The 12771-nt window shown below is 45.5% G+C and carries 17 protein-coding genes; 13 read left to right on the forward strand and 4 right to left on the reverse strand.

The window, feature by feature from the left end; genetic code table 11:
* Positions 1–5 precede the first annotated feature (5 nt).
* From ACRQQK_RS08410 to ACRQQK_RS08470, 13 genes are all read left to right on the forward strand, one after another.
* Positions 6–344: a GPW/gp25 family protein gene (locus ACRQQK_RS08410; RefSeq protein ID WP_457510919.1), complete on the forward strand. Its 339-nt coding sequence runs from the start codon at positions 6–8 to the stop codon at positions 342–344.
* Positions 341–1219, forward strand: a complete 879-nt coding sequence (locus ACRQQK_RS08415; protein ID WP_457510921.1) for a baseplate assembly protein — start codon at positions 341–343, stop codon at positions 1217–1219. The genes ACRQQK_RS08410 and ACRQQK_RS08415 overlap by 4 nt, the downstream gene beginning before the upstream one ends.
* A complete protein-coding gene (locus tag ACRQQK_RS08420; protein WP_457510923.1) occupies positions 1219–1770 on the forward strand; it encodes a phage tail protein I in 552 nt (183 codons plus the stop codon). Before ACRQQK_RS08415 ends, ACRQQK_RS08420 begins: the two co-directional genes overlap by 1 nt.
* Positions 1771–2652, forward strand: coding sequence for a hypothetical protein (locus tag ACRQQK_RS08425; protein WP_457510925.1), 882 nt, complete (start codon positions 1771–1773; stop codon positions 2650–2652).
* Entirely contained in the window at positions 2649–3212 is a 564-nt protein-coding gene (locus tag ACRQQK_RS08430) for a hypothetical protein (protein WP_457510927.1), read from the forward strand. Before ACRQQK_RS08425 ends, ACRQQK_RS08430 begins: the two co-directional genes overlap by 4 nt.
* Before the next feature lie 77 nt (positions 3213–3289).
* Entirely contained in the window at positions 3290–4768 is a 1479-nt protein-coding gene (locus ACRQQK_RS08435) for a phage tail sheath C-terminal domain-containing protein (protein ID WP_457510929.1), read from the forward strand.
* The gene (locus ACRQQK_RS08440; RefSeq protein WP_457510931.1) at positions 4761–5267 is read left to right on the forward strand and encodes a phage major tail tube protein; all 507 of its coding nucleotides are present in this window, start codon (positions 4761–4763) and stop codon (positions 5265–5267) included. Before ACRQQK_RS08435 ends, ACRQQK_RS08440 begins: the two co-directional genes overlap by 8 nt.
* A gap of 58 nt (positions 5268–5325) precedes the next feature.
* Positions 5326–5634: a phage tail assembly protein gene (locus tag ACRQQK_RS08445; RefSeq protein WP_457510932.1), complete on the forward strand. Its 309-nt coding sequence runs from the start codon at positions 5326–5328 to the stop codon at positions 5632–5634.
* Positions 5635–5741: 107 nt separating this feature from the next.
* Positions 5742–7418 (forward strand): phage tail protein, encoded by a 1677-nt coding sequence (locus ACRQQK_RS08450; RefSeq protein WP_457510934.1) that lies wholly within the window; start codon positions 5742–5744, stop codon positions 7416–7418.
* A gap of 1 nt (position 7419) precedes the next feature.
* On the forward strand, positions 7420–7827 hold the full coding sequence (locus tag ACRQQK_RS08455; RefSeq protein WP_457510936.1) for a phage tail protein: 408 nt from the start codon (positions 7420–7422) through the stop codon (positions 7825–7827).
* Entirely contained in the window at positions 7802–8008 is a 207-nt protein-coding gene (locus ACRQQK_RS08460; protein WP_102969329.1) for a tail protein X, read from the forward strand. The genes ACRQQK_RS08455 and ACRQQK_RS08460 overlap by 26 nt, the downstream gene beginning before the upstream one ends.
* Positions 7999–9006: a contractile injection system protein, VgrG/Pvc8 family gene (locus ACRQQK_RS08465; protein WP_457510938.1), complete on the forward strand. Its 1008-nt coding sequence runs from the start codon at positions 7999–8001 to the stop codon at positions 9004–9006. The genes ACRQQK_RS08460 and ACRQQK_RS08465 overlap by 10 nt, the downstream gene beginning before the upstream one ends.
* Positions 9007–9045: 39 nt before the next feature.
* Positions 9046–9558 (forward strand): hypothetical protein, encoded by a 513-nt coding sequence (locus ACRQQK_RS08470; RefSeq protein ID WP_457510939.1) that lies wholly within the window; start codon positions 9046–9048, stop codon positions 9556–9558.
* Between the two features lie 263 nt (positions 9559–9821).
* On the opposite strand, the gene rplY is transcribed toward ACRQQK_RS08470, so the two are convergent.
* The 4 genes from rplY to ACRQQK_RS08490 all read right to left on the reverse strand — a co-directional run bounded on the left by rplY (position 9822) and on the right by ACRQQK_RS08490 (position 12730).
* Positions 9822–10100 carry a 50S ribosomal protein L25 gene (gene rplY, locus ACRQQK_RS08475; RefSeq protein ID WP_457510941.1) on the reverse strand — a complete coding sequence of 93 codons (279 nt, stop codon included), beginning with the start codon at positions 10098–10100 and terminating at the stop codon, positions 9822–9824.
* A 194-nt stretch (positions 10101–10294) separates the two neighbouring features.
* Positions 10295–11668, reverse strand: a complete 1374-nt coding sequence (locus tag ACRQQK_RS08480) for an ATP-binding protein (protein WP_457510942.1) — start codon at positions 11666–11668, stop codon at positions 10295–10297.
* Complete coding sequence (locus tag ACRQQK_RS08485) at positions 11658–12317, reverse strand: response regulator transcription factor (RefSeq protein WP_457510944.1); 660 nt, start codon at positions 12315–12317, stop codon at positions 11658–11660. The genes ACRQQK_RS08480 and ACRQQK_RS08485 overlap by 11 nt, the downstream gene beginning before the upstream one ends.
* Positions 12314–12730, reverse strand: a complete 417-nt coding sequence (locus tag ACRQQK_RS08490; RefSeq protein WP_102986005.1) for a PepSY domain-containing protein — start codon at positions 12728–12730, stop codon at positions 12314–12316. The genes ACRQQK_RS08485 and ACRQQK_RS08490 overlap by 4 nt, the downstream gene beginning before the upstream one ends.
* Positions 12731–12771 lie beyond the last annotated feature (41 nt).

Here is a 12771-nt window from a genome sequence, read left to right on the forward strand (position 1 = left end):
AAGGTATGGACAGAAGAACTGGGCGAAAGCTCAGCGGACTCGATCACCTATGGCAAAGTGTTGAAGATATTTTGACGACACGAATTGGCTCAAGGGTCATGCGTCGAATCTATGGGAGCAACCTTCCTAATCTGATTGACGAGCCGTTTAATGAAGCTGTTCGTTTGGACATGATAGCGGCCACGGCTGATGCGCTTGGTCGTTGGGAAACCCGTTTTAAAGTCACCTCGGTAAGCATTAATCACACCTATACCAACGGTAAGGCAAGAGTCGAAATTGATGTGGCAGGGGATTACCTGCCCGATGGTACCGCAATTAAGCTGGAAGGGATCGTAATTACATGAGCATTGATTTATCGTCTTTACCACCTCCTGCAGTGAAAGAGGAACTGGACTTTGAAACCGAGCTACAAAGCAACAAAGACCAGTTTCAAGAAGCGTACCCAGAGTGGGACGCGGATGTGGAATCTGACTCAGCGGTTAAACTGCTTGAGGTGAATGCCTACAACTCCATTAATGAACGTCAGCGAGTGAATGATGCGGCCTTAGCCGTGATGTTGCCCTGGGCCTCGGGTGATGATGTTGATAATTTAGCGGCAAACTTCAATTTAACTCGCAACATTATCCAGGGAGCCGACGATACGGTTTCCCCACCTTTGGAGCAAATCAAAGAAGGTGACGATTCTCTAAAGCAACGAATCTTACTGGCGTGGAGTACGTTAACCAATGCAGGAACGCCCTCATCGTATACTGCACATGCCCGTAATGCTCACCCAAAGGTCAAAGATGCCCTAGCGGTCAGAATTAAAGGAGGCGAAACAAAAACCTTCGTTCTTTCTACCGATGGTAATGGTATCCCTGAGCAAGAGATTTTGGATGCCGTATCCGCACGTTTGAATGAAGAAGACATTCGTCAGCTGTGCTCCACTAATACGGTTGAAGCGGCCACCATCACCAATTACAGCATTACTGCAGTGCTAGACATCAGTGATACCGCTGTTGAACAAACGGTCTTGGCCACGGCGCTCAAAAATACACAAACCTACGTTAATAAAGTGCATGTACTGAAATCCACTGTCAGTAAATCTGCGTTGGATGCGGCTATGCATATTGAAGGTGTGAAGGATGTGGACTTAGGTGGTTTTGCCAATGTCGTGACCGATGAAAGTGCGGCTCCTTACTGCACGAGTATCACCATTACGGCGAAAGCGAGGGAATAATGAGTTTATTGCCAGCGAACGCGACCGAATTTGAGTTAGCACTTGAAAAAGTGATGACCTCGGACATGAGTTCTCCCATTCGCAATTTGTGGAATCCATTGAAATGTCCGTTAGAGCTGCTTTGGGTTCTGGCAATTACCTTTCAGGTGGATGAATGGGATGAAAAATGGTCTGAATCGGCTAAACGAAACACGTTAGTGGAAGCGTTTCTTGTTCATTGCACTAAAGGCACGCCAGAAAGTATCCGCAGGATACTTCGCAATGCCGGATACGATGCTGTGGATGTTGTTGAAGGGCTAACGATTGCGACCAGAGATGGCAGCCGAACCCGAAATGGTCACTTTTATCACGGTTGGGATAAAGCCTGGGCAATGTACCGAATTTATCTTCAACGCGCTATTACCAATCAACAAGCCAAGCAAGTGACCCGATTACTGAATGCTACAGCGCCACTGCATTGCATTCTTGCCGGGTTGCATTACACCGAAGCTTTATTTTTGCATAACGGAGAGATTTTCCGTGATGGTACCTATAACCGAGGAGCTGCATAGATGGCAGGTTTAGTAGAAGTTTCCCAATGGGAAGATGAAATTTATCAGCTTGAGACCACGGACCCAGTGGAAGGTGGTCCCGATGGGATTGATAACCGACAGGCAAAGCAATTAGCCAATCGCACGTTGTACTTAAAACAGCAACTGGATTCTGCTTCAGCGACAGGTCAACTTGCTGAATTTAATCCTACTCGTATTTATAAATTCGGGGATATTTGTTTTACCAGAGACCTAGAAACAGGTGCTGTCAGTTATTGGAAGTGGTATTCACACGTTGAGCAACTTGCAGGTAAGAGCCCACTGTCTGATACGAACCGTCGAATTGGTTGGACTGATAATACCAAACCGTTTTATTGGTTGCCGTATACCCCAAAAATAGCTGGAGAAACCATGCTCTGGGACACCGATACGATACCTGAAAGTATGGTGGTTGGTATTGGACAGCAATTACCTGCAGCGGTGTATCACACGTTAGCTGCGGCTAAACCAGAATGGGTTGATGCAGTCGACAATACATTAATCAACATTCCAGACCGACAAGGGCGCTTTGTTCGTGCTGCTGATGGTACAGATTGGTTGGCGGGTGAAATGCATGAAGATGCGATTCGAGAAATAGAAGGTGCCCTTAAAGGGTATGGCAATGGTTCTTTGATTCAGGTTCAATCCGCCGACCCTAATTCATCGTTCGAGGGGGCGATACAGCCAACAACATCTGTTCTTGGGCAGCCAGCTTTTACAGAATCTAATGTGGGTTTGGGTATAAATGCTAACTCTGGTATAAAGCTAGCGAGAGGAGTCAAGTTTAACGCTTCTAATGTTGTCCCAACTGCCGACGAAAACCAACCACGTGCTTATATTGAATGGGTAGGATACGCACTATGATTGATTTTTATTACACCTATAACAAAGAAACTCTGATTGTGAATCAAAAAGGTATTTCGACTACTCGTTTTTCTGCGTTACCGGAATACCCTCGTGATGCATTGCTGATTAAACCGCTACCAGAGAAAGAAGGTTTTGTGGTTCGTGTTTGTGACTTTGAAAATAGTCGTCCAACAGCAACAGAATACGTTGCAGACCATCGTGGCAAAACCATCTACAACACAGCCAAAGCACTCGAATCAAAACAAGTGAAAGACTTTGGTGAGATTGAAGACGATTGGACATTCACTCAACCACCACACCAATACGTCACATGGAGCGAAGCGTTAAACGACTGGCAAGTAGATACACAAGCCAAATACGAAGCCGAACTTCAGCAAGTCACCAACACTCGCGAAAGCCTCTATGTACAGATAGTTGATCGTCTGAATAACGAAGCCAGAATGATTCGCCGTGTTGAAGGTGATGAAACTAAGGCGTCCGAATATGAAGCGCAAGCGGATGCAGCTTATCTTCAGATTCGAGAAGAGAATCCATGGCCAGAAGTACCTTCCACATAAATATCAGCTTTGATTCAGTTTAAACATTAACCCTGCCTCGGCGGGGTTTTTTATTACCCGACAAACAGGAAAACACTATGCCTGAATTTTTACATGGCTCGGAGGTCATTGAAGTCAATGACGGGGTGCGTAGTATCACCACCGTTAAGATGTCGGTGATCGGTATTGCGGTGCAGTCGGCTTTTGCAGCTTCCGCAACAAAAGCAACGTTAACTCTTGGCTCTGCGGCGATTAATGACGACTTGACGTTTACCGCTTCAGCCGCTGGCTCTGCAGGTAACGGTATCAACGTTTCCATTGCACTAGCCACTGAAGCTGACCAGCAGCTTGCGGTGACCGTCAAAGATAAAGCCATTACTATCACTCTTGGGAGTGATGCTAATAAGAAACCGACCGGAACAGTGACTGAGATTGTCGCGGCTTATGACTTAGTTGCTGACGCAAAGGCGCTGGCGGATATCAGTTCAACTACAAAAGAAGCGGATGCGGATATTCCAGAGCCGATCAGCAAACAGTTCTTATCCGGTGGAAGCGATGAGCCATTCCCTCTGAATAAGCCGGTTCTGGTGCTCGGTAACGAACGTTACGCCGAAGGCCTCGGGGTAAACTCGCAAGCTTACAAATATGTTAAGCAAATAATGGAGCAATATGGCGCTTTAGTGGTGGTGGTCAGAACGGCAACTTCCGCAGATAGCACAGCTCAAAAAGGCAATATCATTGAAGCGATTGGAAAGTTCAAAGATGCGCAATCTGAGGTGCAATACAAACCTCGCATTCTGATCGCACCAGGTTACAGCCATGATGATGGTGTCGGTAAAGCATTGGAAAGCGCCGCTGAGAAACTGCGTGGTGTCACTTACCTTGATATGGATGTTGCAGCAACGTATACCGATACGATGAAACGTCGTAAATCTTACGGTGGCCGTGTAGAGATTATGTGGCCTCAAGATGTGGTTTTCGACAGTGATTTGAACGTTAACACACCAATGCCTAAGTCGGTTTCAGCTGCAGGTTTACGTGCGCGTATTGATGCTCAACGTGGCGTCCATGTTTCTAAGTCGAACAAAGAAATTTACAACACTGTTGGTACCAACCAGACGGTGGACTGGGCGTTGAGTGATAAAAGTTGTTTGGCCAATATTCTCAATGAAAACCGAATCAGCACCACGATTCGTGAGGGAGGCTTTCGCCACTGGGGTAACCGGAATTGTTCAATCGATCCTAAGTGGACGTTTGAAACCACTCGTCGTGTCGCTGACATGATTAATGACAGCATCGAGCTAAATCACTTATGGGCGGTCGATGAACCGGGTACCACTCAATACATGCAAGATGTCTTGGGGGGTGTGAATGCGTACCTTCGTCAGTTGAAGAATGAGGGGATTATTCCGGGTGGTAAATGTTGGCTGGATAAAGACCTGAACACGCCAGAGCTGATGGCTCAAGGTATTTACTACTTTGATTTCGACTTTGGCGTTTACTACCCAGCAGAGCACTTAATCTTCCGCTCTCGCTTGAACAATGGCTATTTAGAAGAGGTGATCGCGAATGTCTAACTGGGCGCGTAAATACCAAGGCTTATACGCTGATGGCAAAGAAAAGATTGCCAGCTTACTCGAGTACACACCACCCGTCCCTGAAGTTCTCACTGAAGAGTTTCGTGGTGGTGGTATGGATATGGCCATTTCCATGGATATGGGCATGGCTCCCATGGAAGCCAGCTTCAGTATCGGTGAAGACGCAGATATTTTGGCTCTGTTTGGTATTAAGAAGGACGGAAAAAAAGTTCCATTCTTTATTCGTTCTCACCTTGAAAATGATGTCACTGGTGCGAAGAAAACGGTCATTGAAGAGCTTCGCGGACTGGTATCAAAAATCGACCATGGAACGAAAAGTGGTGGCACTTTCACGGGTACCACAGCCACGATTAAGCCGTCTTATTACAAATACGAAGTGGATGGCACCATCATTCATGAGTTTGACCCTATCAATATGATTCGCACCATCAACGGTGTTGACCAACTGGCAGAAGCTCGGGCTTCACTCGGTAAGTAATCTTAATTTTTCACTTTTATAGCCTCCCGGACGGGAGGCTTTTTTGTTTGGAGCAAACATGAGCACGATTAAACTTTCATATCCTATTACTCACGATGATAAAACGATTAGTGAAATCACCATGCGTCGTCCCACTGTTCGTGACCATATCTGGCTGGATCATCAAGAAGCAAAAATGAAACGCGATGGCAAAGTTATTGATGATGTTGAACGTGATTCAATGATGTACGCCCGATTAACGGAAGAAGACTACGCACCGGAAGTCCTTCAAAAATTGGACATGTCTGACTGGGGAAAGTGTCGTCGGTTTTATCTCGACTGTTTGAAGCCCTCAGACGATTCAAATCAGACGACCGAGACGAACTAATTTACAAGTTGGCCACGCATACTGGCTGGCAGATATCTGAGATAGAAGCGCTAGAAATTGAGCGCTTTTTCTTTTTCGTTGAACAAATGCCTAAGAAGAAGAGCTAAATGAGTGCTGCCCAACATTTAAAATCTGTGGTTACGCTGGGCGGTGCCGTTGATGCTTCGTTCACAAGCATGGCCAGCGAAGTCGATAAGCAGCTTGGTGGTGCCACGAAACAAGTGAAAACGCTTGAGCGTGAGCAAAAAAGCCTGACCAAGCAAATCAAGAAGGCCAAGTTAGCCGGTGCGGATGTTTCACTTTTAACCAGGCGCTATGACGCATTGGGTAAAGAAATCGACGAGGCAACCACCAGTGCCCGTGGCTTTGAAGCCGCCAGTGATTTAAAGAAGTCACTGAAAAGCACAGCCACTGCTGTTGGCGCTACAACCGTCGGTTTGGCTGGCCTTAGCGCGACCGTTGTCGGGTTAACTTCCGTCACGAATGCTGCGACTGCAGAGCAGGCGGGTTTTGCCAAAGCCTACGGCATGAGCATCGAGCAGTTTAATGCCTGGGGCGGTATCGCTCTGCAGGCAGGGTTGAATGCTGAAAATACGGGTGATTTGGTTGAAGAGTTGACCAATAAGTTTGGTGAGTTTAAGGCGTTAGGCAAACAATCCTCGGTGTCTGATGTTTTTGGTGCGCTTGGTATCGATGAAGCCATGATGGAAGGCTTGAACGCTGCAGAGCAGTTCGAGTTTGTCATGAGCCGATTGGAAAAGGTAGGGGATACTCAGCAAGCCGCTTCACTGGCTGACATGTTGTTTGGTGGTGAAGGTAACAAGATCGTTACTTACATTAAAAACAGCGGTCAAAGCCTGGATAAGCTTCTAGATTCTCAAAAGGCCATCAACAACCTGACCCAAGAAGGCGCGGATGGCGCACTTAAATACAACACGGCTTTGAACTCAGTCACCCGAGCGATGTATTCCGCTTGGCAGGATGTTGCTGGGGTTGTGGGTGGTGAAGTCGCGCCAGTATTTGACGAGTTGTCTCTCACGGTGAGCGCGTTTGTCAGAGAGCACAGAGAAGAGATCACCAGCTTCCTGAAGAGTGCGGTTGAAGGTTCAATCGCATTTGCCAGTGGTGTTTTCCAAATAGCCGGTGCAGTCAATGACGTGGTGCAAACGTTTGGTGGCTGGGAAACGGTTGCTGGTGCGGTCGCTGGTATCATGGCAGGCAAGATGGTGCTTGGCATAGCGGGTGTAATTAGCAATGTAAGAACCATGATCACCGCGCTTGGTACCGTTAAGTCTGTAATGCTTGGCGTGAATGCGGTCATGGCTGCTAACCCAATAGGTGCGGTGGCTTTGGCCGTTGGTGTATTGACCGCCGCTGTGGTGGCTAACTGGGACACAATCATGTCCTGGATAGATGACATCAAAGGCGCGTTCTCAGAGTTTATGGATTGGCTTGGATTAGGGGAGGATAACCCGTCTTCTAGTCCAACTCACTCGGTGGTTAAGACCTCTGAATCCTCTGCGACCATGGCCGCAAAGAATCGCGGTTACTATGGAACACAAGCACCTAAGTCTGATTACAACCCTTATAACTATGCCAGCCGAGCTCAAGCTGCGAACGACCAAACCTATGCCTCATCCGGTGCTAGGACTGTGAATCAGACGGTTGAAAAGATCGAAGTCATTGCCGCACCTGGTCAATCACCAGAAGATATTGGTAAGGCTGTGAACAGGGAACTTGGTGGCCATCAAAATGCAATGTTCGATATAAGCTCTGGGGATTAATATGGCCGAAACAGTCATGATGAAATTGGGGGACTTTACGTTCTCCATTCATACTGCCGCTTATCAGCAATTAACTAAGACCTATCGTTGGCTTTGGGCATCCACCAACCGATTTGGTAATACCAGCTCATTGCAATACACCGGAAAAGAAAACCCAACGGTGAGTCTACCCGGTGTCATTTATCCTGAATTCGAGAAGGTAGGGATCCACCAAATCGAAAAGTTAGTGAAGTTGGGTGATGCCGCTAAGCCTCATTTGATGATATCAGGTCGTGGTGATGTTATGGGGTATTGGGTGGTGAATCAACTGGTCGAAACGGAAGACAAGCACACGGTCGCTGGCATTCCTATTAAGCAAACTTTTTCTTTGGATATTACCTATTATGGCCAAACTCTATCGAACTCGTGATGGTGATGTATTGGACGAAATCTGTTACTCGGAATATGGCACAGAGAAAGCCATCACTGCTGTTTTAAATGCTAACCCTGGGCTGGCAGAAAAAGGCAGTAAGTTTACAGCGGGTATCCAGATCATTTTGCCCGATTACAGTCCACCGGCAGAAAAAGATGAGGATGTGTTATGGAGCTAATGACATACCTTCCTCAGTTTAAGATTGAGGCCAATGGCAAAGACATCACCGCTGCTATTGCTCAGTCATTTTCTGAGTTGACGATTACCGATGTCAGTGGTGAGAAAGCGGATACGCTGACCATTAAACTGGATGGAAGCAAAATAGGTAAGTTGCCAACCAAAAAAGCGGCGTTAAAGGTATCGTTAGGGTTTAACAACCGACTATACAACCAGGGCACTTTTTACGTAAACGGGATTGGTGAAAGTGGTTTTCCGTCCGTGGTGACCATCACGGCCACTTCCGTTCCTTTGGGTGGTAAAGAGTTGGGTACCAGCATTCAGACTCAGAAGACACAAAGTTGGGATGACATCACTATTGATGAGTTGCTTAAAACCTTAGCAGCACGAAACAATCTCAATTCCATCTGTAATGCAGAACTTGCCTCCATCAAACTTGAACATATCGACCAAACCTCTGAATCAGACATGGCGCTGATGACGCGCCTTGCTCGTCAGTATGGTGCGGTGAGTAAAGTTTCAGATGGAAACTGGCAGTTCTTGAAAATGGGTGAAGGTAAAAATGCATCGGGCACTAAGACTTTGCCAGTGCATACCATTTATAAGTCGAGCTGCAGCAATTATCAGTTCAATTCTAACAGCCGAACGGAAGCGGCCAGTGCTGTGGCTAAGTGGCAGAACCCAAGTACAGGTGAAACCGGAGTGGTCCGTTCTGGCAGTGGAGAGCCATCATTTCAGATCCTCTATCAGTACCCGAGTCAGGAAGAAGCTCAAGCGGCAGCAGATGCGAAAGCGAAAGCTCTCTCAGAAGGCGCCGATACATTCAGTTTTTCAACTGAAGCGACTCATCAACTGGTGAAAGCCTTCGCAGAAGGACATGTCAAACCTGAAGGTTGGCGTTCAGAAGTTAGTGGTAGAAATTGGTGTATCAAGCAGATAACTAAACAGTTAACGCCTAGATCAGGTTTATCTATTGATATTGATTGTGAAAGTGTATAGCTATAGTTTCAGTACTATATATTCTATTGGGGACTCAACATGAATGAAAAGAAAGTTAAAGGCCGAGATTTACTTTATTACTTTGGCTCAACGATCGGTGTCGGGTGTTTAACTGTCGGTACATTCTTTTCAGCATCGGCTGGAATTCAATCAATATCGGAAGATACATTTCACCATGAATTGCTGGAAGCCGCTGGTTATTACAGAGATAACTTAATTTTAAATGGTAACGATATCGTTTATGAAGATCCGGAAACTGATAGCACAGAAGTGGTAGCTGGTTATGTAAACGTAGACACTAACACAATGACAATTTTGGATTCTGCTAATGCAGACGGGATTACAGACAGTGGGTCAGAAAGTTTTTCAGTTAATTTCGCAGAACCATTGGGAGATTATATTTTTAAGATCCTAATCACTGATGATAGCCTACGAAGACCCAATTTAAGAGGGTTTGTTAAGAAAAGTAATTGCCTAGAGTTAACATTTGATAAGCCCTGTTCGGGAATAATTTATGTGCACTTTTTTAAATCAGTGCTTACGCAATCATAATAATAATTAACCAGCATGTTTGGTCAGATCCTACTACTGTATAACTACACCCTAACTACACCCTTAATACACCCATAGATTAGTCGGGTATTTTAACTTATTGATCTAAATTAGAAATGTATGATTTCTAGGGGCCAGAAACGGTGAAACCCCGATGTTGGTAGCATCGGGGTTTCGAATTTTTAGACTTATCAGATGGTAAGGCTGATTTATCTTATATATGCAAAAGGTGGATTCTATCCAACTAATTCCTTGGTGGGGAATTAGATACGGATGAAGTCCATGTGCTCAACTTTTGGCTTAAACACGTGACGTTGTACGTCTTGTGGCTTAACCTTAACTTCAGCACCATCAATCACTAGAACGATACCTTCGTAGAACTCAGGTTTGTCCATTTGGTTAATCACTTCGTCGTGGTTTAGAGTGATTGATACAGGCGCTGCCTCACCACCGTAAACGATAGCAGGGAATAGGCCAGCGTGACGTAGGCGGCGGCTCGCACCTTTACCTAGTTCAGTACGTACTATTGCTTCAAATTTCATAGTATTTACTCTCAAAATTAGTAAAAATTGGATGCACAACACAATGCGACCTTGTGTTGTAATAACGTTTGATAAATCAAGTATGTCTATCAAAACGAGCGCGGATACTATCATTCAATCAGGAATGTAGCAATAAAAAACTCGCGATTGAGGTGAATCTTATCCAGATGGATCCCTTATTGTGCAAGGATTCATCACGTGGTTGGTACAGGCAGCGTTAAGGTTGCTTTTAATCCGCCTAATTGTCCTTTAGATAGCGCCAATTTCCCTCTGTAGCTATGTGCCATTTCGCTAACGATATTGAGTCCTAAACCTGTTCCCGGTACGGTTTCATCTAAGCGAATTCCGCGTTTTATTGCATGCTCTATATCTTCTTCACTGATACCCGCGCCATCATCTTCAATACAGATATTGATCCGCTCTTTACCTTCAGAAACGCTGTAAACCCGTATGAGTGAATTTGCCCACTTGTAACTGTTCTCAAGCAAGTTGCCGATCATTTCATCGAAGTCTGTCGGTTCTACCGCCACACAAAGATTGGAGTCCAACTCGTTGACTAAGGTGATTTCTCGCGCTGCATAAACTTTATCAAACGCCATTGAGATGGCATCCACTCGCTCGCTGGGTAAGGTTTTCACTGCAAGTATGTTTGCTGCGCCTGCCATGCGCGCACGGCCCAGATGATAATCGATGTGTTGCTGAATTTGTTCGATAGGTCCTTGCAGTGCCTGTTTCTGTTCATTACTCAGTTTTGCTACTTCGTTTTTAAGCACGGAAAGCGGAGTTTTTAAGGCATGAGATAAATTTCCCGCATGGTTGCGTGCGCGCTCTAGTAGTTCTTGATAGTGGAACAGCAGCGCATTGAGGTCCTTTACCAGTGGGTAAACTTCTTTTGGATAATTTTCACTGAGACTGGACTGTTCACCTTTGCGTAGCAACGCGAGTTCTTTTTGCATTTTCCCAAGCGGCCACAATGACCAGGAAATCTGTGCGCTAATCAGTATCAACACACCTGAAAAGAGTAGGGCGAGAATGATCCAAAGTTGACCAATGACTTGTTTGAGAGTCTCTTGAATAGGTGACTCATCCATACCAACGATGATTTGTATTGGGCGAGAATACTCAGGCAAATAGATGCTTTGAGTGAGAACAACTAAGTTTTCGGCTTTTGCTCCCTTATAAAGGGTTTTGTGACCGTGTTGCTCTTTAATCAGTGTTTTGTCCCAAAGTGAGCGAGAGCGGATGGAGTTTTCGCCACTGTTCTCACCAATCGTCATAGACCAATAAACACCGCTGTAGGGTTGGTTGAATCTGGGATCGGAAAGACGGCGGCTAAGACTAAGTCTGCCGTTACTATCTACTTCCAAATTAGCGGTGAGTTCATCCATTGAAAGACGCAGCTGACTTTGGGCATCTTCAACCAAGTAGTCTTTTACCATGCTAGGGATAAGATAACCGGCTGCTAGTATCATGGCGCTCAGCCAAAGGATCGCAGCCAGCAGTAAGCGGTTTTTAATACTAAGGTGTTTTAACGGAGAGTGTCTTAAGGAAAAGTGTTTATTGGGCATGCAATTGATACCCCAAACCTCTCACTGTTTTGATGACATCAGGTGCCACTTTTTTGCGAATTCGGCCAATGAACACTTCTATTGTGTTGGAGTCTCGGTCGAAATCTTGTTTGTAGATGTGTTCAACCAATTCAGTACGTGAGATGACTTTATCCGGATTATGCATAAAATAAGCGATCACTTTGTATTCCAATGCAGTGAGGTTTAACGGTTGGTCTTTCCACATCACAACAGAACTTCTGGTGTCGAGACTTAAGTTCCCAACTTGTAAAATCGGTGATGCGTTTCCGGAAGCTCGGCGTAGTTGGGAACGAATTCGCGCAATCAGTTCAACCAATTCAAAGGGTTTGGTTAGGTAATCGTCCGCACCTGCGTTTAAGCCTTCGACGCGTTGAGTGAGTGTGTCGCGGGCGCTAAGAATGATCACAGGCGTATTGATTTGCTGGTCGCGCAGGTTATTTAGTACCGAGATACCGTCTAGCTTAGGCAGACCTAAGTCAAGAACGATACAGTCCCATTCTTCGGTCGTTGCTCTGTATAGTGCGTCTTCGCCGTCATAAGAAGCTTCTGGCACCCAGCCAGCGTCCTCTAGGGCAGTTGTAATTTGTTCACTGAGTTTTTGGTCGTCTTCAACTACAAGAATCTTCATTGCGCGTCTCGGTTTTTTATTATGCTAAGCACGTCTCTGCCTTTGATAGACATTAGCTCAAGAGTTGTCGCGTTGTATTCAACACGTATCACTTTATCTTCATGAACTAATTTTAAATCGTAGATCCATTCATCGTCATCTTCTTCAAGCTCGACTTTAATAAGGCGACCATAAAGTTCATTGTCTATAGCTGCGTACAGTTCTGAAAAGGGTTTGATCAGTCCTTTCTGTACCGCAGCGTACACTTCATCCTGATCTTCGTCGATTTTGACTTGAGTCCCTTCTTTATAGGTATCTTGAATGGGATCATTAAGCACAGGCTGCTCGGCAAAGGCCAGTGAGGTTACACCTGCAGAACAAAAGCCCGTTAGAAGAGCAATCAAAGTAGCGGTATGGAGTTTTGAGTTAAGCATGTGAAGCGTCCGTTACGTCATGATTGGTGCAGTATAAAAAT

It is taken from the genome of Vibrio sp. C8, from assembly GCF_054051265.1.